The organism is Lewinella sp. IMCC34191, from assembly GCF_003390935.1.
Lineage (GTDB): Bacteria > Bacteroidota > Bacteroidia > Chitinophagales > Saprospiraceae > Neolewinella.
This window is the reverse complement of sequence record NZ_QNQZ01000005.1, coordinates 237,043-258,579: the sequence shown is the minus strand read 5'-3', so window position 1 is coordinate 258,579 and position 21,537 is coordinate 237,043. Positions and strand designations below refer to the sequence as shown.

Sequence of the window (21,537 nt, the reverse complement as noted above, 5' to 3'; positions counted from 1 at the left end):
TCAGTGGTCGTGGTCATGGTCCATGCCCTCCCCGTGCTCGTGGTCTTCGTCGCCCAGGATTTGCTGGGCGTTGGCCAGGCTCGTCTTGATGTCTGCTTCTACCTCGGCAATCGATCGGGTACGCTCGCGGATGAATTCCATGATCTCGTCATTGTCCATGTTCTCGCGCAGTTCGGTGAGGGGGCGGGAATTATTCATCCAGGCCATCATGGCATCGTCGGCGTCTTCGAGTTGCTCGTTGGCGGCCATGAGCAGGTCGCGGTAGTCTTCTCCGTGCCCGCCGGCGGATAGCTGCTCGGTGATGTTGCGCTGTGCCTGGGTGATCTGTCCCATCATCGGCATGACGCGATCGTGGCCTTCCATCATCAGGTCGTAAGCCGTCTCCTGGGCGGCGGTAGTGGCGCGCTCGCCGGCATTCTCGGCGGCATCTTCCTCGCTGTTACCACAGGCGAAAGCGAAAAGCAACAAGACGAATAAAGAATAGGAAAGCTTCATAGAGTTGGAGTTTAGCAAATTTGGCGCCGGAGCGCAGGTAGAAAGCCGATTCGGTGGAAGTGAAGTTTCTGGCAACGACTATCGCCACCAAACGCGGTAACTGAGCACCGGGATCAACGAGAGGGCTTCCCGTTCGTTCGGACGGTTCAGAAATGAATCGAAATAAGTAGCCGCCGTGTTTGAAATGCCGGCTACGTTCTGCAGGTCCAGCGCAATGGTGGTGGTGCGCCGGCCCCGTTCCTTGGTTCGGTAGATTCGCAGATCGGGGCGAAAATAGACGCCGTTGGTATTCACGAGACCCTCGCTGTAGTCTGGAGGAGTGAAGTAGGGGTTAAGCCGCCCGCTATTCCCTACAATGTTGCCCGTGCGCTCGCCGCCGTAGCCGATCAGGGCGACGTTGAAACCATAGGTGCGCGGATTCGATTGTCGATCGGCACCCGCCCATTCCCGGCCTAGGGTGAGCTTGGCGATCAGGTCGCTGCTGTAGCGGTCCTTGGCCCAGGAATCATCCGACTGCTGCGTTTCGGCGCGAAAGACGGAGGCGCTCCCCCGGTAGTACCAACCCTCGGTGCGTTGGCCACCCGCTACCTCGGCCTCCAGTCCGTAACGACGGGTGGCGGTACGGGTGGTGAAGGCGAAATTCGGATCGATCTCCAGGAAGTTGTTGGCGCTGAGGAGGAATGTACCTACCTGGGCGGCGTATTCCTCGCCGGTGTACTGGTAGTAGCCGGTAATCAGGGTATTCACCCGGCCGATCCGTTTGCCGTAGGCCAGACTGGCCTGGTTGGTGACGGGAACAAAGGTTTCATCTTCCGGTGCGCTGAGGATGCGCCCTAGGTTGGGAAGGCGACTCAGGCGTTCCAGGCTGGCCACCAGCCGCTGATCGTTCCACCGGGTCCGGTAACGGATGCGGGGCTCGAAGACGAGTTCGTCGCTGCCGCCGCCAAATTGGTACCACGGGGCCCGGGCAGTGAATTCCAGGGCCTTATTCCCATCGTCCGACAGGATCTGCAAAGCCGCGTAGGGTGCGAGGCTGCGGCCATCGTCCGTCCGATCCAGCGAACGGGCACTGCCGTCGAAGTGGAACACGTTGGTGAAGTCCAGTTCGTCTTGCAGGAATTCCGCGCCCAGGGTAAAGGTCAGGTTGTTCGTCCAGTACATTTCCCAGTCGGCGAAGGCACTGATGCGCCGTTGGTCGAGGGTGCCTCCCTGCACCTGCGGGCCACCGTCGGTAAAGTTTTGATTTCGGTTGGTGCCGAGGGTGGAGATGGCGGCACCGGCTGATAACTTACCGGCCGATAGTTCCGTTTCGAAGTTTGCGCCGACGATGGCGATGTCGTTTTCGAAATCGATATCGAAGAGTTCTTTCTGTTCGGTGACCTCTTCCTCCGGGTCGGGGGAAAAGTAGTTGGTACTGCGGCCCAGGACGGTAAAGAGGCTGTACGAGCTCCGCTCCGTTTCGCCGTGAAGATGGGCGTTGATATCGGAAAAGCTGATCTCCTCACCGCCGAAGTCCACGCCCAGGTCCGCCAGCAGACCGGTAAAGCTATAGCGGGCGTTCACGAGGTAGCTGATGCCGGAATTACCGATCGGCCCCTCCGTGGCGGCGTCAAAGCCGATGAGGCTGGCCTGCAATTGATGCTGGGCGTGGTCGTGACTGCCGGGGCGCAGCCGCAGATCGAAGGTACCGCCGGTGGCGTTGCCGTAGCGGGCGGGCATTCCCCCCGCTAGAAAGGCGGAGTTGTCGAGCACCTGGGCGCTCAGGGCGTTGGTGCCACCGCCGCTAAGGGTGGGCAGGTCGTAGAAGGTGCCGGCGTTGGCGGTATGGTTGGGGTTGATGACGGCCAGGCCGTTGAGCCGCCAGAGGTTGGCATTCGGCGTGTTGCCGCGGACGCTGAGGTGGTTGGCCTGGTCGTTGGTCTGGACCACCCCGGGCAACAGGGCGATCAGGCGCGCCGGATCGTAGAAGGTGGCGGGCAGCCGGCGGACCTCCTCGATGGTGAAGGCCTGGGCCAGGGGGCTCACCCGTAAGTAGCTGGCCCGCACCTCGGCTCCCGGTAGGTCAACGCCACCGAAAGACAGGGAATCCTGCGCGAATCCGGCGAGGGATAACAGCAGGCAGCAAGCGAGAAAACGGAGGCGGGTCATGGGGGAAGCTTTCGAAAGAGCGGTAAAATTACCAATTGTTTGCTTGCACGAGTCGGGCGGGCAACCGTATATTTGCGCTCCCTTAGCGATGGAGGCCTACGACGGTAGGTGGCCACGCTGCTACACCGGGTCGCTTAGCTCAGTTGGTTCAGAGCACCTCGTTTACACCGAGGGGGTCGGGAGTTCGAGTCTCTCAGCGACCACTTATCATTTAGGAAGCCCCTTGACTATTCTTTAGTCAAGGGGCTTTGTTGTTTGGGGGAAATGGGAGGGGGTAGAAAGAGGAGCATCGTAGCGCTCTGTGCCTCTTACCGGCATTGTGCCTCGTGCACCTTGAAGTCAGGCTCTAGCCAGAGTGGGGATCTGGAGACCCCCCGTCTACTGACGTGGCTGTCCTATAAAAAATAGCTGTCTTGCACTGGATAGATGATTGATTTCTCGGAAGTAGAATCGGTCTGCAGGAATCGGGGGAATAAAATTCCTGCGCTAGACGGGGAGACACCGCGGGGTAGGTGATCATGGTTCGCGAGGTGCAAATCATCGCTGCCAGAAGATGGCTTTCTACCTGCGCTCCGCCGCAAAAAATGGCCGCTGGAAGGCGAGATTAGCAGATCAATTACATGGGCACCACGCACTCTCGCATCGCCATAGGCGGTGGGGTGAAGTAGGTGAGGGGGTGATCAGCAGCAGGCGCACACCGGTTAAGCCACTTGGGTTGGTGTGGCGGAGGATACGGTTGGGACCGGAATAGGATCGCCAACCATAAGGCGTCTTTACGCGACAACCAATTGGACGGTAGAAAACCCGGATAATAGGCTGAGTGGTATCAGACGTGCGCTAAACCAGCGGGTTCCTACCCGAAAATGCTAGTTGCCTACTTAAATGTATGCACAACGCATGGAAGAATTCCAGATTCAGGAATAAATACACACGGTAGGCATTTATAATCGTCTGATTATCAGTGCATCTTTTTGTGGCACACCGATTGCCTAAGGGTGAGCGTAACATTGAAACGTACACGAACAAACATTCTTTCCTTTTCAGCGGGCTCACATAAGGCCCGCCATGGCACTAAGAGAGACACGCCAGAGACCATTGAACAGACACCTATTAGACCTTTGAACAAACGCCTATTGACCTTTGAGCAAACATTCGCCTGGTATAGAGAGACGAAATAGCAACCAGGCGTTTTTTTTAGACCGGAGCGCAACCGGCAGTTTTACTGTGTTTTTCCCTTGTTGATCGCCTACCCGGCCGGTAAAAAGGGGGACAGGATTAGGCCCCTCTCCCTCCGCCGGCCGGGGGGCAATTTTATCCCATTAACCAAAAGCCGCGTAGCGGGACAACCGCCGCAATTGATTATCTCGTGTTATTGTGTAGTTCAAGTGTCCGTAATTAATACGTGGTCGCGCTCGGCGCTGGCCACGTATTCTTTTTTTAGGCTCCCCATTCCGTTTCCGCGGTGTGGGGATTTCTATTTGAAGGCTGGTATGTCACCAAGTACGTATTGCGACCTCGTATACGGAACCCGGCAACCATGAATCAGGCTTGGATATGCCTGCAGCGTTTGTATGAGGAACCGAATAACGTGCCACTAGGGTAAAATGGTGAATCCACTATCTCCATTAGCTCGTATTGTATGAAACGGGACGTGATGGCGTATATCGCCAATCGGACTCGTAGTAAACACATCAAATGGACATTTTCCAAAGGGTGGAATAAATATGCGGCAATTGAATTCATAATGAATTGACTGTCAAGCATAAATATTTTGGCACGTGCTTTGTCATATTGTTCGTGTCCTAACGATTGAACGTGGTACGAAAGCGTACTGAAAAATCGATAGCCATCATAAATGAGATGCCGTCGCCCGCTTTTATACGGATTAAAGACGGCCTGCAGATAAGGTGTTTTACTGTTTTGATTAGATAATTAATTTTCCAAAGCGGCGGTGGAATGCGAGTTCCGCCGCCGCACTTTCTCAGCCACAGCGGTGGCATGTAAAACTCAAGATATTTGTCAATAGACAGTCCTATAGTATTTGTGTAATTCAAGTGTCGTATTCACGTGGCCCGGGCAACCCCCGGGCCGCTTCTTTTTGGGTCATAGCGTTCCGAAAAGGATTCCGGGGCGGTCTCAAATTCGGGCAAATTCCAGAATGTGGAACGAAGTTCTATCTGGTAAATGTATAACTTGCTGAATCATAGAGATATACATTTTGGCATTCCCTTTGATATTACTATTGCAGACACCGTTCCTACGGGGACGAATAAAACGGCGGAATACAGATCGCCACTTTGATCAAACCTAATATATACGCATGTTTACTCCACTAACCTTCAAGAAATACTTTCTCCTCTTTATTATGGCGTTCGCCATGTGGACGGGACAGTCGCTATCCGCACAACAAAGCACGAGCCCATTGCTCGTCTCCGCAGACATTGTTTCCTTTGAGGGGGAAGCGATGGGTCAGGCAAATCGTCTTATGTGGACGGCCTTTCAGGCGGGAGTGATCTACTATAGTGTGGAACGTTCGACGGGGGTTGCCGATACCTGGGAAGAGTTAGCTGCTATTCCGGCGAAGCTAACCGACGAAGCAATATCGGAGTATGGTTTCATGGATATAGCCCCCCTGCCGACCGGCGTTTACCGCGTCCGCGCCGTACGCTCAGCGGGCGAATCGGAGATTTCATCCCAAGTTGAAATCTTCCGCGGCTACAGCACTCACTTATAAGCAAGACACGGTCAAGCAACGGACCATATGATGATGTAATCGGCCCCACCAGATTCTGGTGGGGCTTTTTTTTGTGTGCTAGGGAAAGGCAACTACGAAAATTGGATAGCGTCCAAAAACTGGAATGGATTAATATCCTAAAAATTCGTAAATGATTAAATATCAGTCATTTGCATTGTGGTATAGACATTGAAATAGGATAGGTGAATTAATTGAGGCACGAACCACGAAGTATTTTACCATGGTCACCTATTCTATCACCAACTACTGCACCAAGAGAGCGATACGGATAAAGATTTTGGGCTGGTGTATCCTATTGAGCTTAATCATCCCGACCCACCTAATCGGCCAGATGCGCACCGCGCTCGCGTTTGACGGCATCGACGACCACGTTGTACTGGACCCCAGCTTTGCCGGGCAGCTCAGCAACCGACAGCAACTGACCATGGAGATCCGCTTCACTTTTAATGCACTGAAAAGCTACGATGCCATCTTCGCCTTCCGTGATTACCGGGGTTACCGCAATTCCTACATCTTTGAACTGCAGACCTCAGGCGGGGGAGGAAACCGACTGGCAACCAATATTTCCAACGGGACGGAAGATTTCCGGGAAGCGTGGGAGTCGCAGATGGAGATCGGAAAGGAAATACTCGTATCGGTGGTTTTCGACGGCACCCTGTCCCGGGCCAAAGACCGGACCAAAATGTACATCGATGGCGTGGAGCAGCGACTGACCGGCGGCAACAGGGCGCCGTCCAGGTTGGCCAACATATCACCCTCCATACCCATCTATATCGGGCGGGAGGTAAATCGCTATTCCAACATTACGGTCTCGGAATTGCGCTTCTGGTCGACCGCACGTACGGCGAGTGAAATAAGCACCTATGCCGTGGAGGAATCGATCGATCCTTACGATGCGGATTTATTGGCCAGTTACACTTTCAATATGGACTACAATGAACAGTATCCAGCCATCCTGAGTAGGTTGAACGAAGCCAGTGGTAAACCCTACAGCGGTACATTGAATAACTTTGCATACTTCGGTAGCACATCCAATTACGTAACAATGGCCGCTGTCCTGCCAGTCGATGTAGTTACGTTTACCGGTGAGACCGCCGCACGGGATAATCAACTTGAGTGGACGGTTATGGCGGAGTCTGATGTCCATTACTACATGGTGGAACGTTCCTCCGACGGAGGTGAAAGCTGGGAGCCCATATCTACCATTCTGGCGCGTGCGAACGGAGCATTCGGAACCTATACGTATAAATTCAGCGATCTCGATCCGGCGGCCGGTGCGTATTACCGTCTCCAGATCGTGGATTTCGACGGGACGTCTTCCATCAGTGAAGTCATTTACCTGCAGCGGTTCAGCCAGGAAAGCTTTGGCGTCCACCCGAATCCTACTTCGGATGCCATTACCATCAATCTTCCGTCGCGGGGGGAGGTTATGCTGGAACTCTCGGACCTCGCTGGTCGCAGAATATGGATTAAGAAATATGTGACGGAAGAATCGGTACTACGCGAAACCGCAGATGCGCCGCCCGGTCTATACGTACTGACAGCTCGTGCCGCCGGGGAAAATTGGTCAAAGCGACTGGTGGTACGGTAAAAAGTTGCGGCCCGGCATTACCGCCGGGCCACACTGAACAGAGACACTATGAACAAACACTATAAGTAGACATGCCGGTACTCTTCCCGCCCGGATCTCGGATCAGGGTAAGCGTGCAAAGGGATCAATACCGGATGTATTTCTTGGTTAAGCGATACTTAACTGAAATAAGGCGCCCCCATAAAACAGTAGATAAACTACTCGTTTTTGGTTATTTCATGTCATAAACGTCTGTCCAAAATTATCTATTGCCACCCCTGTCACCTTTTAAGTCCAGGCATGGTTAAAGGTGCCCTCTACTCGGACTCAACCCATAGGTCCACAGGCTCGAAGGCTGCGCCATCGAACAGGCCACGGTCGCTCAGTTTGAGGCTGGGGATGACCAGGAGGGCCAGAAAGGAGAGTGTCATGAACGGGGCGGCCAATTCGCAGCGTAGTTTTCTGCGCACGAAACCGTTTAGCTCACCGTAACGGGCGGCCACCTGCGGGCCTCTTTCCAGACTCATAATTCCAGCCACCGGCAGGGGGAGGACTTCCAGGTATTCGTCCCGGCCGGCAGCGATACCGCCCCGCTCGGCGATTACGGCATTAGCAATGCGGCACATGGCTTCGTCGTCTACTCCTACGACCACGATATTGTGGCTGTCGTGTGCCACGCTGCTGGCGATCGCACCACGTTGCATCTTCATTCCCTGGACGAAACCGAGCGCAACGGGTGCATCCTGGTAGCGATTGATGACGGCGATCTTGAGGAGATCACGTTCGGGAGCAGCAACGGGACGGCCCGTATCGTCGAGTACGGGCGTCAGTACCAGGTGATCGGTGACGAGCTCACCGTCGGTCACGCCGATGACCCGGAGTTTCCCGCCTTCCGGCCCTGGCGCGATGCGAAAATCTTCCGGCACCTTTGGCGAGCAGTTGAAATTGTTGATGGGTTCGGGACGGTGGTCGGGGAGAAGGTGCGCACCGGCTTCGGCTACCCGAACGCCATTGATGTAGGTGGCCATAATGCCGAAGTGCCGCAGGTCGTCGACCTGGATGAAGTCGGCGCGGTCGCCTACCCGCAGTTGGCCGATGGGGAGATTATAGTGTTCGACGGCGTTGCGGCAGGCGATTCGAAGTACCTTAAATAGGTCGTGACCACCGCGGACGGCCCGTACGACCAATCGGTTGATGTGACCGGCCATCAGATCGTCGGGGTGGCAATCGTCGGTGCAAAACATCAGCCGGTCGGGAAATTCGTCAATCAGTTCTTCCAGGGCGGCATAATTACGGGCGGCACTGCCTTCGCGGATCAGTATTTTCATTCCTACGGCGAGTTTATCGCGTGCCTCGGCGGCCGTGAAGCATTCGTGATCGGTACTGATACCGGCGTCAGCGTAGGCGGCGGCTTGTTCGCCTTTGAGTCCGGGAGCGTGACCGTCGACGGGTTTACCCATTGCTTGGGCGGCATCGATTTTAGCCATGACGCCCGGCTCGGCGTGCAGTACGCCCGGGTAGTTCATCATTTCGCTGAGGTAGCTGATGTCGGGGCGGCTGAGCAATTCCGCGACGCCTTCCGCGTCTATGCGGGCGCCCGCAGTCTCCGCCGTGGTGGCCGGTACGCAGGACGGCGCGCCGAAGTGAATACTCAGGGCAGTGTGGCGGGCATTATCGATCATGTACTCGACGCCTTCCAGGCCCATCACGTTAGCGATCTCGTGGGGGTCGCTGACCGTAGCCACCGTACCGTGTACGACGGCGAGTTTAGCAAATTCGACGGGCAAGAGCATGGAGGATTCGATGTGGACGTGGGCATCGACGAATCCGGGCAAAATGAACCAGCCGCGTTTGTCGCGGGAGGGGTCCCGCTGGATGGACGCGATACGGCCTTCGTCGTCGATAGTCATGACCGCGCCGTAAATTTCCCGGGCGTCGAGGTCGACGTACCGCCCCTTGATTTCCTGCATCTGGAGGTAGAATGTTGTCTTGCCCCAACGGATAGGGGAGCCGCGGGTTGTACTTTGCGATACTTATGGACCAACTGAGGGAACTAATCTTGTTGGAGTTTATGGGATTCACGGTGACCGCCTATCAGCTGCTGCTGATCGGGGTAGCTACGGTGATATTGCTTGGCACGAATTACCTGATGGTCCGCCGCGTCCTGCCCTGGTATTACGGCCGGGAAGCGGTCAGCGTCAAGAACCGCACGCGGGTGCGCAACGTGACGCGGTTTTCTCTCTTTAGCCTGTTGGTGATCGTGATCCTGCGGATTCTGAATATCGATATCACCTTCGTGAACGAGCCTATCCAGCAGGCAAGTACGAGTGACGGCCCGCCGGTCTACCTGGTTGTCCGCATCAGTACGATCGTCAAAGCCCTGCTGGCCTTTATCGTGGCAAACGTTTTGGATATCCTGATCGAAGAATTACTCGTACAGCGGTACCACCGGATGCATATGTCGACGACGGCGACCGCCCAGTCGCTTTCCGAGGAGGAGGCGGCCGCCAACCGTTTCCGGGCGGTACGGCCATTCATGTATACCCTGGCGTTGCTGGTTGTGCTTAATGATACGGGGCTGGCCTCGCTCGTACTTTACGCCTTCCGGGACCAAAGCGGTGAAACGACTTCGACTATTACGGTAGGGAACGTCGTCTTCGCGGGAGCGGTCTTTCTGTTTCTCCGTCTATTGCTGATGGCGGTGACGAACCTCATTCTTGGCGCTTACTACCGGCGTTCCAAAGTGGATGCCGGAAGCCAGTACGCGATCAACCGACTCATTACGTACTTCGTGTACGTGGTCGGCGTCCTATTGGTACTTCAGGCTGCGGGCTTTGACCTGGTCGTGCTCTGGACCGGTGCGGCGGCGCTCCTGGTGGGTATCGGTATCGGGCTGCAGCAAACCTTCAATGATTTGATCTGCGGGGTGATCATCCTCTTCGAACGTGGCGTGATGGTCGGGGACGTGGTAGAGGTGGCCGACCACCAGATCGGGACGGTCCGCAAAATAGGTGCGCGAACCGCCACGATAGAAACCCGCGACGACATCATCATCTTCGTTCCGAACTCCAAATTGATCGGCGAGAACGTCGTCAACTGGAGCCATGTAGAGCGCAAAGCCCGCTTTCACGTCGGCGTGGGGGTAGCCTACGGGTCGGATACGAATCTGGTAAAGGAGATCCTGATGAAGGTGGCTTTGGATCACCCCCGGATACTCAAGACACCGAATCCGATCGTCCGCTTTCTGGACTTTGGCAATTCCTCGCTGGACTTCGAGATCATCTTCTGGTCGCGCGACTTTCTGCGGATCGAGGATGTAAAGAGTGACGTCCGCTTTGGGATTGACCAGGGCTTCCGGGAGAAGGGAGTCGAGATTCCATTCCCGCAGCGCGACCTATGGATACGGGGGGGCAAGGGGCTGGACCGGGTCATCGGTACGCAGCAGGCGGCACACGGGCTGGCCGGGGAAAACGGACAAAAGCCGGAACCCGAACCGGAGGAGCGCCAGGAGAAAGAGGAGTAAAAGAGTGGACGGGTCGCGGATTTCGATCCGAAGCGATTGCGTTGTGTGAACCTCCGCAAAGGCCTTCGCGTCTGCGCATATATGCAGCTCAATTACAAAGTCCACGGTGAAGGCTTCCCCTTCGTCATCCTCCACGGCTTATTCGGAAATCTCGATAACTGGTCCACTATCGCCCGCAAATGGGCGGAAGACTTTAAAGTCATCCTGGTCGACTTACGCAATCACGGCCGGAGCCCGCACGCCGACGAGATGACCTATCCCCTCATGGCGGAAGACCTGGCCGCTTTTTTGGAAGAACAGGGCATTGATCGCTGTCACCTGCTCGGACACAGCATGGGGGGAAAGGTAGCCATGCAGTGCGCGCTGGATTATCCGACGCTCGTAGAAAAATTGGTTGTGGTGGATATGGCGCCGCGGCGGTACGGTCGCGGCCACGACGACGTCTTCGCGGCCCTCAAGGCTCTGGACCCCAAGGACATCGACGACCGCCGGCACGCGGACGAGCTGATGGCCCCCTATATGAAAGACGAAGGTGTGCGCATGTTTTTACTAAAGAACCTGGCCCGGGACTCTAAGGATGGCTTCCGCTGGCGGATGAATTTGGAGGTTCTCGATCGGGATTACGAAAACCTGATCGCGCCAATCGGTACGGCCGGGCAGACCTTTCCTGGGCCGGCCCTGTTCGTCCGCGGCGGAAAAAGCGGATACGTGGAGGACGACGATATGGACGTCATCGAGCACCACTTTCCGCAGGCAAAACTGGTCACGATCGCCGATGCCGGCCACTGGGTGCACGCGGAGCAGCCGGAAAAACTGTATACCGATGTCAAGACTTTCCTGGATCAACCGGCGGAGCGGGTACACGGGGCGGTGCCAGATATGGGGGAATAAGACGCTGTAAACATCGGATGTGTCAGTACTGACAAGATTGCAGACATCGGATGTGGCAGGTGTCTTCTCAGGCGAATGGAGGCCTTGGACTTGCGTTTTTGCAAGAATTAGCCGATCAGGCGGTAGCATTTACTCAAATTTGAGCGCTTTCTGCTTTTTGGACGGCATCAAGCCCAGCGGTCAACATCCGATGTCTGACAAATTTACCGACCTGACACATCCGATGTCTAGACGAGCGCTGTTTACCTGTCAACACTGTCCTTAATAGCAGTGCGGGACTATGGGCTACACTCGTTTCAGAACACATAAAGAGACTGGCCAAGCTTGGCGAGCGCCAATCGCGTGGATCCTAATCCTGTGCGGCGCAATCAGCTTGCTATGCTATTGCAATACCGAGGAGCCCACTGACCTGCTTCTGGCCGCGGAGCGAGAGGCCCCCGTTGGCTGGGTGAAGGTTCGGTTATTCAGGGATTCCACTTTCGAATTATCCTTGAGTCGGAATAGCTGGAAATGGGGTACCTTCCGTATGGATCGGGACACGATCTACCTTGACTACGACGGTACGCCCGATAGCCTCCGAACGAAAGCCGTGGTTCGCACCAAGCAACTATGCTTCCTCGCCGGGGGCAATGAATGCTCGGACTTCGCCGATATCACCTACCGGAGACCGGCCGAGTGATGCCAGCGCGTTAAATGCCCGTGGATGGGCCTCCCTAATCGCCTGCCGCGCTGGAGGGTAGCATCCGGGTTGGGGCGAAAACAGGTCCTACGTGGAGAGCGTCTACAATCCGAAAGGTTTAGGTGTACACTGCCCGTAGCAGCTACCGACAAATCCCTAACTTCGCCCAAGATGTGGTACCGTATATGTTTCCTGTTTCTGATATGGCTCGTTACCTGCGCTCCGGCGCAAAGCCAATCCAGCCACCGCGCCCTGCGGGAAGGCGACCGCGCCTATCGGGAAGGGAACTTTGAAGAAGCACAGCGGGCTTACGGCGATGCCATCCGGGAGGAGAACAGCGCGCAGGGGAATTACAACCTCGGTAATTCACTCTACGAACGGGGCGAATACGAGGAAGCCGCCAAGCGCTACGAGGAAGCGGCCGGCCTCTCCGCGGACCCCGACATCCAGTCGCGGGCTTACCGGAACCTCGGCGACAGCTACTACCGGCAGGAAAATTACCAGCAGGCCGTAGAAGCCTACAAGCAAAGCCTAAGACTGGATCCGGAAGATGCCGAGACCAAGTATAATCTGACCAAGGCCATCCGTCAGGTGCAGCAACAACAACAACAGCAGCAGCAGGACGAGAACCAGGACCAGGACGGCGAGGACCAGCAGCAGGACCAACAGCAGCAGGAAGGGCAGGGTGGCGAAAACGGCGACCAGCAACAGCAGCAGGATGGCAAGCAGTCCGAAGATGGCGACGAAGCGCAGGATCAGGAGCAACAAGCGGGAGGTACGCCCGGTCAACCGCAGGCGGACCCCAATCAGCCCCAAATGAGCCGGGAAGAAGCCGAGCGTCAACTCGGGATTGCCGCCGAAGAAGAAAAGCGCACCCTGAGTCGTTTGCGTCAGGCAAACCGCGAAGGGTGTACGGGAACCAAAGACTGGTAATGACGCGACGGATACCCATCATTTCCGTTCTCCTGTTGCTTTGGAGCAGTCTGCTGTGCGCCCAGGGACAGGATATCAGCTTCACCGCCGAGATAAGTAAAGAGCGGATGCTGCGAAACAGCACCCTGGAGTACCATCTGATTCTCCGCAACGCCCAGGGAGAGCAGCTGACGCCCCCCGATTTTAGTGCCTTTGACGTAATCCGCGGCCCGAACCGCTCCATCGGCACCACCATCATCAATGGTGTCGCCACCAGCCAGATGACCTTCAGCTGGATGCTCCAGCCGACGCGCACCGGTGACTTGTCAATCGGTCCGGCCAGTGTGCGGGCGGGTGGACAAACGTACCGGGCCCCGGGAAAAACCGTCACGGTACTGGAAGTCAACGACGAAGCTATCGGCAGCACGCCCGAAAATTTTCTCCGCGCGGAGATCAGTACCGATCAGGCATACGTTGGGCAGCAGATTATCCTGAACCTCAATCTTTACGCCTCGGTAAATCCGATCTCGCGGAATATGGTGCGGGAGCCGAGTCTGGATGGCTTTTTTGCCCGGCCCCGCCGCCGCTTCGATGCCTCCCCGACGACCATCATCGAAAACGGGCGGGAATACCAGCGGCGGACCCTGGCCAGTCTGGCCCTGTTTCCAATCAAGAGCGGGACGCTGCGCATCGATCCGTACCGAATGGTCATCGGAGCCGTGCGCACGCGCTCCAGCAGTACGTTTGCCCGCCGCTTTACGGAGCAGATACCGGTCAACAGCGATACCCTGACCGTCACGGTGCGCGAACTTCCCCAACCGCGCCCGGAAGATTTCAGCGGGGGCGTAGGTACCTACCAAATGGACGTCGAAATCGACCGCGATGCCCTGACCACCGACGATGCCCTGACGATGGTCGTACAGATCACCGGCCAGGGAGATGTACAGCGGTTGGAAGCGCCGGTACCCGTTGACGAGGACAACTGGAATATCTACGATCCACGGGTAATCCGGGAGGAGTTCCTGGATAGCCCTTCGGGTATGTTCGGACGCAAAACCTTCGAGTACCAGCTGGTGCCCAAACGGGCGGGTACCTATGCCGTGAATCCCAGCCTGAACTATTTCAATACCGAAACGCAGGATTACGTCTCCCTTTCTCCCGAAACCTTCACCGTCAGGGTAACGGGGGGCAGTGGGCAAAAAACATATACGATCGATACCAGTGCGGTAGCCGAAGAGCCGTTGGTCCTGCGCCCCGCCGGCCCGCTCGGCCCGGGGCGGTCCTACCGAGGTAATTTGGCCGGGCGGCCGATCTTCTGGGGGCTGATGTTGCTTCCCCTCCTCATCGGAGGCGGGGTTATCGGACTTAGTCATTACCGCCGGCGGATGGACGATCGGGATCCGGCAATATTGCTTCGGCAGCGTGCCGGCAAAGTGGCCAGTGCCCGACTGAAGGAGGCGCGGGTGCACCTGGAAAAGGTGGAGCCCCGACCCTTCTACGATGCGGTGGAAAACGCCCTGCTCCGCTACCTGCGCGACCGGTTTAATCTCACCGTGGCCGACCTAAGCCGCTCGAACATCCGCCAGGTACTCGCCGCGGCCGGAGCCGATACCGAACTGACCGAGCGCTACGATCAACTGCTCAAGCGTTGTGAGTTGGCCCTGTATGCAGGACAAGATTCGGCCGCCGATCTCGGCGCAACCTACGATCAGGCCGTAAACCTCATCACCGAGACCGAACGGCAGCTCAAGTAATCTATGCTCTCCCTATTCCGTACGAACCAATCCTTTGCCAGCCTGCTGTTGTTTGGCTACGCCCTGCTGCTGCAGCTGCCGGTGTTCATCTTCGGGGCGGGCGGGGTCACACCGGACGCCGACGTCGGTTATTACGGGGAAGCCGTACTTCGGGTCGTTGGATTCAGTTCGTGGCTATCCGCGCTCGTGCCGCCGCTGCTGGTGGCGACGGGGGGCATCATCGCGAACAATGTATGTGACCGGTACCGGATCAGCCGTACGGTCACTCAGTTTCCCGGCTTATGCATCGTGCTGGTGTGGGGGCTGGTGCCGTCATTTCATTTTTTCGATCCGCAGCAACTCGCGCTGATCTTCGTGCTTCTCGGGATTGGTGCGCTGGGAAGTACCTATAAGAGTCTCACACCGGCGGTTGCCCGGTTCAATGCCGGCTTCTGGTTGGGGCTGGCCGGCCTGCTGGAGCCGACCTATCTCCTGTTGATCCCCGGCTTTCTGCTGGGCATCAGCATATTCCGCACCGCGGATCTACGGTCGATGACCCAATTGATCGGTGGAACGCTGGTCGTCTATTTCCTTGCCGCGGTCTACGCCTACCTGCAGGGGGAGTTACTGGATTTCTACCTGAACGACATTCATGCCTTTGGCTTCTGGGCTCCCGAGGCCGCCTCTGTCTATGACCTGATCGGGACGGGTATTCTGCTGGCCTTGATTCTCCTGGTCGCGGCCGGCGGTGGCGGCACCCGTACGCTGCTGAGTATCGAGGGGGGCAAGAATCTTTCCTTCCTTTTTTGGGTCCTTCTCTTCGCTTTACCGGTAGCCGTGTTTAGTGCCGTATTGCAGGTGGTAGACGGAGAGGTACTGGTTGCCCCGCTGGGTACCTTGTTCGGGCTTTGGCTGGTCGATCGTACGGACCGGCAGGCGGAGCTGATGCACCTGCTGCTGTTCGCCGCGGCGCTGACACTTACCGTCCTGCACTTCACCGGCTAACAATTCGGGGGATGGCCGGTTATGGGGGGATATCCGCCATAAAAGAGTTGCTATGCCCGGTTTTTTTAGTGAATTCAAGAAGTTTGCCGTCAAGGGTAACATGATCGATCTGGCCATCGGTGTCGTGATCGGTACCAGTTTCAATAAGATCGTGGACGTCCTGGTCAAGCAGGTCATAACTCCACCCCTTGGTTATTTAACGACGGGCATCGAAATGTCCAATTTGGCCTGGGTGATCAGGGAGCCCGTCACGAATAGTGATGGTGAGGTAATTACCGAGGGAGTCGTAATCGGTTATGGTCTTTTTATTGAGACGCTGATCGATTTTTTCATCATTGCGTTGGTGCTCTTTCTCATCGTGCGGGGTATCAATGCCCTACGCGATGAAGCCGAAGATCCGAAAAATGAAACCGTGCCTACGCCGAAGGACATTCAGCTACTCACGGACATCAGGGACGAAATGCGCCTGATGAACGGCTCTCCCCGAGAGTCAGCGCAGCCCCCAGTCTGATACCGGCCACGGAACTGTTACCGGAGCTGAGCAGGGATAGTAGTTTATCCGATGCCGCAAAGATCTGAAACCGGCCGGGCGTGGCCAGTAGGTGAAGGCCGAGGTTGGTCCGGATGCCACTTCGGTGATTGAGGTTGATGCCGAGCTTGAGCCAGTCCGTAACGGCATACCGACCCGTGATTGCTACGGCCGGGACAAGTTCCCCGAGGCGATCTTCCAGGGTAAGCAGGGCTCCGGCGGTAATTTTATCGGTCAGGTCGTATTCGCCTCCCAGAAAGATGCTGGCGGAAATGTTGCTGCGGTACGGAGACGCTCCGCGGCCGGGTTCCAGAGCCATGACGAGGCTGTCGGCGGCCTGATCGAGAGAAACGGAATCGCGGAGCAGGTCCTGTAAAACGTCCAATCCGCTAAAGGTAGATGTGCCCTCGAAGCGAAGCGTGGTGATGTCATCCTTCCAGTCGATGCCGGCCCCGAGGTCGGTCACCGAGGCGTTTACCCGTAAGCGGTCCAGATTGACCGCGACGCCCAGGTCGAAGCCGATACCGGTATTACTGGTGAATAGATCGCCGGGACGTAGCTGGCTGGGGTTGTACACCAGATCGAAATCTTCCAGCGTGCGGAAATCGAAGGCGCGGACGGTATTGAGCGTCAGGTCTTTGTCGAGAGTGAGGGTATAGTTCTCCTCTCCCGTGCTCAGTTCGAGTTTCCCGCCCCCGCCGGCCTCGATACTCGATACACCGGCGAGATACTTGATGCGACCGCCCACGGCGATCCGCTCGTCGATCGCATAACTGAAGCTCGCCCCGACTTCGTGGTAGCTCAGGATGCCGCCGCGCGGCGCGATATCTACGGTCTGTCCGATGTAGGCCGCATTGCCCAGGGCCACCAGGTTCAAGAGGGAACTGGGATAGTCCGCATCGCCGTCTACCCGAAGGCGGTGGTAGAGTTGGTAGGCAAATTTGCCACGGTGTAGCGCACCTCCGATCGTCTCGATGGAATAGACGTCCTGCACGGCATTCCGGTCTTCCACCAATCCTGCCCAGGCGGCCAGGCTGATGATGCGGCTACCGCCGCTTTGCTGAAACACATCACCGTATTCCAAATTCTGCAGTCGAAGGTCATTCGCGATTCCCGGCAGGCCGACCGTGTACTCCGTAGGCAGGAAGTGGATCATGGCCGGGTTATGGTAAGTAGACTGCCAGGTTCCCGACAGCAGGGGGGCGGTCAGATTCTGAGCGCCCAGGCTAGCGGCCAGCAAAAAGGGTAGGAGGAGTAGGCTTTTCCGCATGGCCTTAAAGATTTTGGACGCTGAGGCGAGCGCCGATTCTTACGCGTAGATCTTGCTCGTCGAGTACCCGGACGGCCTTCGTTCCCCCGTCAGTAGTGGCGAAGGTGGTACGAAGAACCAGGGTGGTGGCACGCCGGATCGCGTCCAGCTTTTCGCCGGTGAACGCGATGTCGGTCGTCTGCTGTTGTACACCGGTGGCATTGCCATCGGCATCTACGGGACTGGCTTGAATGACCAGCAATTCGCCGTCGGTCAGGTCGGCTAGTGCGTTACCCTGTTCGTCGGTGAAGGTTCCCGTCAGGGAAAGATCGAAGGGAATCTCATTGTCGGTGGTCACCCGCAGGGAAGCACTGGTGATATCGCCGTACTGATCGCCCAGGTTGACGGGGAAGCTATCGCGGATCTGAAAGTCATCCGCCGATCCGTAAAGGGGAAGTTCGACTTTCACCGTGGCGGTGTAGCTGCTGGTATCTACCAGGAAGCCCTTGACGGAGGTATCGGCATCCGGGTTGATACGTGCACTAATTCGGTAGTATAGAGCTACGGGTTTGGCGGCAATAAGGTCCAACACATTGCTGTTGGTTTCGTCGATAACGTAACTGGTCGTCCGGTCGTTGCCGGGGCGCTCCGGGTAATCGAAAGCGAAGCCCTCCTCAACGACGCTGCCCGTAACCGGTAGAGTGTCCCCGTCTACCGTCGTTACGTAAAGCTCATCGACGATGGCTCGTGACGGGACACCGAAACTGTTACGCACCGTTACGGTAATGCGGGGTTTGACGAAGGAGATATCCCCACCGAGGTAGTTGTCGAAAAAGTCGATGCGAAGCACTTCGTCCACCCCCGCGTATGACTGTACGCCGAAGTAACCTTCCAGATAGGAAAAGTCGAGGCCGGCGAGTAGCGTGATGGTGCCGTCGGCGGGCTCGAACTCTTGTCCGTCCGGACCGTCGATCGCGTAATTAACGGTGATGGATCCGCTGCTGAAATCGAGTTCGTATTCGCTAAGATCGAGGGGATCGTCCAAGTTTGTCAAGGTAGGCGGGGCACCGGTTCCGGAATAAGCCGGTAGCTGGCCGCTGATTTGTAAGGGGGTGCCGTTTCGGGAAAGCGTGGGGAAGGTTAATTCGACGGTGACCGGAACGTCGTAGGTGTTCGGCAGGCTGTAGGAAAAGCGTCCGCTTTTCAATCGAAGAACGTTCAACTCCACATCACCCGGCAGGGGGAAGGGTATGGTACGCGAGCGGCTCGTGATCGGCAGGGGCAGGGTGCCGGCCAGGTTGCGTAGTTCGGTGAAGAGGGCGTCACCGGTGACAGGAGGAACCGTATCCGCGTAGTTGAACCGCAACAATCCGTCCGGGTCGATAGTTAGCGTGACCTGTTCGTCAATCTCGCCGATGAGTTCCGGAAGATTTACGCGGCTGTCTACGAGCGGGACGGCATATTCGGCCTCGAGCCGGACGTCATCCACGCTAAAGTCCTCGACCAGGTCACCACAGGCGGTGAGCAGGGTAGTGGATAAAAAAAAGATGAAAAACTTCTGCATATGACTGTAGTAAGAAAACCTAGGCAGCGCCCCGCGGAAGTCAAAGAAACGGCAAGAAAACCATCGTGTACGATGGTTGGGCAACTTGACATTGCCTTCGGCGTTCATTACCTTCATTGAAATGGCCTTTGATCCGATCAAAGCCACCTGAGCAGACACTATACAACACACACCATGAAGACCGGAAGCTTTACGTCCCTGCACCTCAGTAACCTGGCGGACCAGGCGGAGCGCTTCATGCTGATGACCTATGAACGTCTGCCCCGCTCCCTGGTATTGCATAACGATAGCTGGGCGCTGTCGCTGGCGGCACATTCGCTGGAAATTGCGCTGCGTCGGCCCGGCGTATCGCCCGATCTGCCCCATCTGGCGCGGGCCGTTGCCTTTCTCGAGGCCTGCCGTTACTGGGGGCAGGGCAGCGAACTGCGCAACTGGAAAGAGGTTGCCCAGGAGTTCCGGGAATGGACCGGCCCCGATTACCTCAACCTCCAACTGACGCTGGCTACCGTCCTTCCCGATGGCAGCAGCAACCTCCGCGCCGAAGTAGCCGACGTGCTGTACGATGCCAAGCTCGCCCAGCGGCTGCTCTCCGGTGCTGAGGGGGCCGAACTCACCTGGCTGGAGAATCGCTACGCGCTGGACACCGGCCAGGGTCCGAGACGGACGATGAATCGGACGGATGCCCTGGCGCAGTACCTGGAAGAGCTTCGTCAGGCCCGGTTCCGCGACGGGGAGTTGCGACGTCGCTACCAGCACACGCATAGCGCGGTTCTCCTCGACCTGCAGAAGATGGTGGACCGGCTGGAGAAGAAGAAGCCCGGCCTGCTGCCTTCACCCGGCGAAAAAGCCGAAGGCGCGCGGATTTTACACGGCATCGAAAAGGGGCCGACCCGGCAGGCAAGCCAGACCTATTTCCGAACGATCTTTCGCAACCACATCCAGCTGAAGCGGATGGCTGATCAGAAGGCGGCGATCATGGTCAGTGTAAACGCCCTGCTGATCGGTGTCCTGATCACGTTCGTGAGTTACCGTAACTGGGCACAGACACGGCCGGAAATCCTGCTGCCGGTGGTGGTGTTCATCGCTTGCGCGCTCGCCAGCCTGGTCTACGCACTGGTCGCGTCGCGGCCCCACCAACGGAAGGGGGAGGAAGAAAATCTGGCCTTTTACGGTACGGTAAGTAAGCTGAACCGGGAAGAGTTCACCCGGCGTATGGAAGCGACGCTGCTGAATCCCGATGCCCTGTACGGCAACCTGATCAGTGATCTACACGGGTTAGGTAGTGCCATCGATCGGAAGTACAAACTGCTGAAGACCGCCTACAATATCTTCCTGGCCGGCCTGGCGGTAACGGTCATGCTCGTGGTCGCAATTATCTTTTTCTACTACTGAGCGGACTCGCCCGGCGTGAAGCGGGAGAGCTAGTCCTCCTCCGCGGCTTCGTTGCTCTGCCCCTCGGTCTGCGCCTCCAGCTCGGCGGCCTTTTCCTCTTTCCGCTTACTCACTTTATTGAGCAGAATGGCAGCCTTGATCAGGAAGTCATCGTGATACATCGTGTACTCGTTGAAGACCATCAGGAGCCGTGCAGCGTCGAAGGCAGCCGTGCCGGGGATGATCTGCCGGGCGGCGATGGGGTGCAGCCAGTACTCCAGGTTATTGGAGCGGAGATAGGCGCGGTCGGTGTTGAAGTTGATAACCCGGGCCAGCTTATTCAGGCTGAAGAGGTAATCGGTTTCCCGGTTCAGGTCCTTTTGGATGTCGATGATGTTCGTCCAATTGAACCGGACGCCACTGCGCTCGCAGAGGAAGATATCGCGACGACCGTCGAAGACGATCATGTCCTGGAAGCGGTACTTATTGAGATTCTTATTGAGGAAGTTGCGGATGGCATTCTTCGTAGACCGCAGATTGCGGAAGGCGTACTGCAGGTCATTTTCGCTGAGGCGAAAGTCTTCGTGGTAGGGGAAGCGGCGGTTAGTCCGCATATTGAGAACTTCCCGCACCCGGCGAACCGTGTGACCAAGATCGTCCGTTTCGGCGTATACGTCCACGATGTCGACGTTAGCCTGGTTGATCCAGCTTTCCAGGAAAATTTTGTTAGAGCCGCGTTCAAAAACCAGCAGCGCGATCTCACTGATGGCGTAAAAGTTTGGATAGCCGCCGTATATGTTCCCGTACTTTAACTCTAAAAAGGCGATGTTCTCGTTCACGGTCTGAGGTTAAGTCAATCAATAAAGGGTTTCCCGTAGCAAAAAAATTCTCACGAAAGGACGCAATCAAAGATACGTCTTCGTGAGTAAAGGCCTGATGCGCCCAAACGTTCAACTCTTGGAGTGTTAGCCGTGCCCCGGTAAGCGTAGGGTTGATTAAGGTGGTGTCAGGGTGATATTATAGGGTACCGGATTGGATAAACCGCGAAGGTAAGGGGATTATTGTAGTCGACATTCCCAATTTTCACCCGTCGTGTACCTCCGGCTGGCGTTC

Annotated in this window: 16 protein-coding genes and 1 tRNA gene; 11 read left to right on the top strand and 6 right to left on the bottom strand. The window is 56.7% G+C overall.

All coding sequences use genetic code 11. From position 1 onward, the window contains the following. Positions 1-495, bottom strand: coding sequence for a hypothetical protein (locus DRW39_RS11935; RefSeq protein WP_116107269.1), 495 nt, complete (start codon positions 493-495; stop codon positions 1-3). Between the two features lie 78 nt (positions 496-573). After that, a complete protein-coding gene (locus tag DRW39_RS11930) occupies positions 574-2,643 on the bottom strand; it encodes a TonB-dependent receptor plug domain-containing protein (RefSeq protein ID WP_116107268.1) in 2,070 nt (689 codons plus the stop codon). A gap of 128 nt (positions 2,644-2,771) precedes the next feature. Between DRW39_RS11930 and DRW39_RS11925 the strand changes: the two genes are divergently transcribed. The 3 genes from DRW39_RS11925 (at position 2,772) to DRW39_RS11915 (ending at position 6,989) form a co-directional block, all read left to right on the top strand. Next, positions 2,772-2,846: transfer RNA gene (locus DRW39_RS11925), tRNA-Val, on the top strand. A gap of 2,117 nt (positions 2,847-4,963) precedes the next feature. After that, positions 4,964-5,377, top strand: coding sequence for a hypothetical protein (locus tag DRW39_RS11920; RefSeq protein WP_116107267.1), 414 nt, complete (start codon positions 4,964-4,966; stop codon positions 5,375-5,377). A gap of 352 nt (positions 5,378-5,729) precedes the next feature. Beyond that, positions 5,730-6,989 (top strand): LamG-like jellyroll fold domain-containing protein, encoded by a 1,260-nt coding sequence (locus tag DRW39_RS11915; protein WP_198664863.1) that lies wholly within the window; start codon positions 5,730-5,732, stop codon positions 6,987-6,989. Positions 6,990-7,285: 296 nt separating this feature from the next. Here the strand turns inward: DRW39_RS11915 and ade are convergent, their stop codons facing one another. Next, positions 7,286-8,938 (bottom strand): adenine deaminase, encoded by a 1,653-nt coding sequence (ade, locus tag DRW39_RS11910; protein ID WP_116107265.1) that lies wholly within the window; start codon positions 8,936-8,938, stop codon positions 7,286-7,288. Positions 8,939-9,003: 65 nt separating this feature from the next. Here ade and DRW39_RS11905 point away from each other — a divergent pair, with 65 nt between their 5' ends. The 7 genes from DRW39_RS11905 (at position 9,004) to mscL (ending at position 16,222) form a co-directional block, all read left to right on the top strand. Beyond that, positions 9,004-10,491: a mechanosensitive ion channel family protein gene (locus tag DRW39_RS11905; RefSeq protein WP_198664862.1), complete on the top strand. Its 1,488-nt coding sequence runs from the start codon at positions 9,004-9,006 to the stop codon at positions 10,489-10,491. 45 nt (positions 10,492-10,536) lie between these two features. Next, complete coding sequence (locus tag DRW39_RS11900; protein ID WP_232830137.1) at positions 10,537-11,382, top strand: alpha/beta fold hydrolase; 846 nt, start codon at positions 10,537-10,539, stop codon at positions 11,380-11,382. Positions 11,383-11,908: 526 nt separating this feature from the next. Further along, positions 11,909-12,061: a hypothetical protein gene (locus tag DRW39_RS22255; RefSeq protein WP_157976071.1), complete on the top strand. Its 153-nt coding sequence runs from the start codon at positions 11,909-11,911 to the stop codon at positions 12,059-12,061. A gap of 171 nt (positions 12,062-12,232) precedes the next feature. After that, complete coding sequence (locus tag DRW39_RS11895; RefSeq protein ID WP_157976070.1) at positions 12,233-12,994, top strand: tetratricopeptide repeat protein; 762 nt, start codon at positions 12,233-12,235, stop codon at positions 12,992-12,994. Next, on the top strand, positions 12,994-14,727 hold the full coding sequence (locus DRW39_RS11890) for a BatD family protein (protein ID WP_116107262.1): 1,734 nt from the start codon (positions 12,994-12,996) through the stop codon (positions 14,725-14,727). The genes DRW39_RS11895 and DRW39_RS11890 overlap by 1 nt, the downstream gene beginning before the upstream one ends. Before the next feature lie 3 nt (positions 14,728-14,730). Next, entirely contained in the window at positions 14,731-15,711 is a 981-nt protein-coding gene (locus DRW39_RS11885; RefSeq protein ID WP_116107261.1) for a hypothetical protein, read from the top strand. Between the two features lie 52 nt (positions 15,712-15,763). Then, positions 15,764-16,222 carry a large conductance mechanosensitive channel protein MscL gene (gene mscL, locus DRW39_RS11880; protein WP_116107260.1) on the top strand — a complete coding sequence of 153 codons (459 nt, stop codon included), beginning with the start codon at positions 15,764-15,766 and terminating at the stop codon, positions 16,220-16,222. Here the strand turns inward: mscL and DRW39_RS11875 are convergent. Both DRW39_RS11875 and DRW39_RS11870 read right to left on the bottom strand, forming a co-directional pair. After that, positions 16,161-17,510 carry a DUF5723 family protein gene (locus DRW39_RS11875; protein WP_116107259.1) on the bottom strand — a complete coding sequence of 450 codons (1,350 nt, stop codon included), beginning with the start codon at positions 17,508-17,510 and terminating at the stop codon, positions 16,161-16,163. The two genes, mscL and DRW39_RS11875, sit on opposite strands and share 62 nt — an antisense overlap. Positions 17,511-17,514: 4 nt before the next feature. Then, positions 17,515-19,053 (bottom strand): hypothetical protein, encoded by a 1,539-nt coding sequence (locus tag DRW39_RS11870; protein WP_116107258.1) that lies wholly within the window; start codon positions 19,051-19,053, stop codon positions 17,515-17,517. A gap of 174 nt (positions 19,054-19,227) precedes the next feature. On the opposite strand from DRW39_RS11870, the gene DRW39_RS11865 reads away from it, so the two are divergent. Continuing rightward, a complete protein-coding gene (locus tag DRW39_RS11865) occupies positions 19,228-20,445 on the top strand; it encodes a Pycsar system effector family protein (protein WP_116107257.1) in 1,218 nt (405 codons plus the stop codon). 29 nt (positions 20,446-20,474) lie between these two features. Here the strand turns inward: DRW39_RS11865 and DRW39_RS11860 are convergent, their stop codons facing one another. After that, complete coding sequence (locus tag DRW39_RS11860; RefSeq protein WP_116107256.1) at positions 20,475-21,263, bottom strand: hypothetical protein; 789 nt, start codon at positions 21,261-21,263, stop codon at positions 20,475-20,477. Positions 21,264-21,537 lie beyond the last annotated feature (274 nt).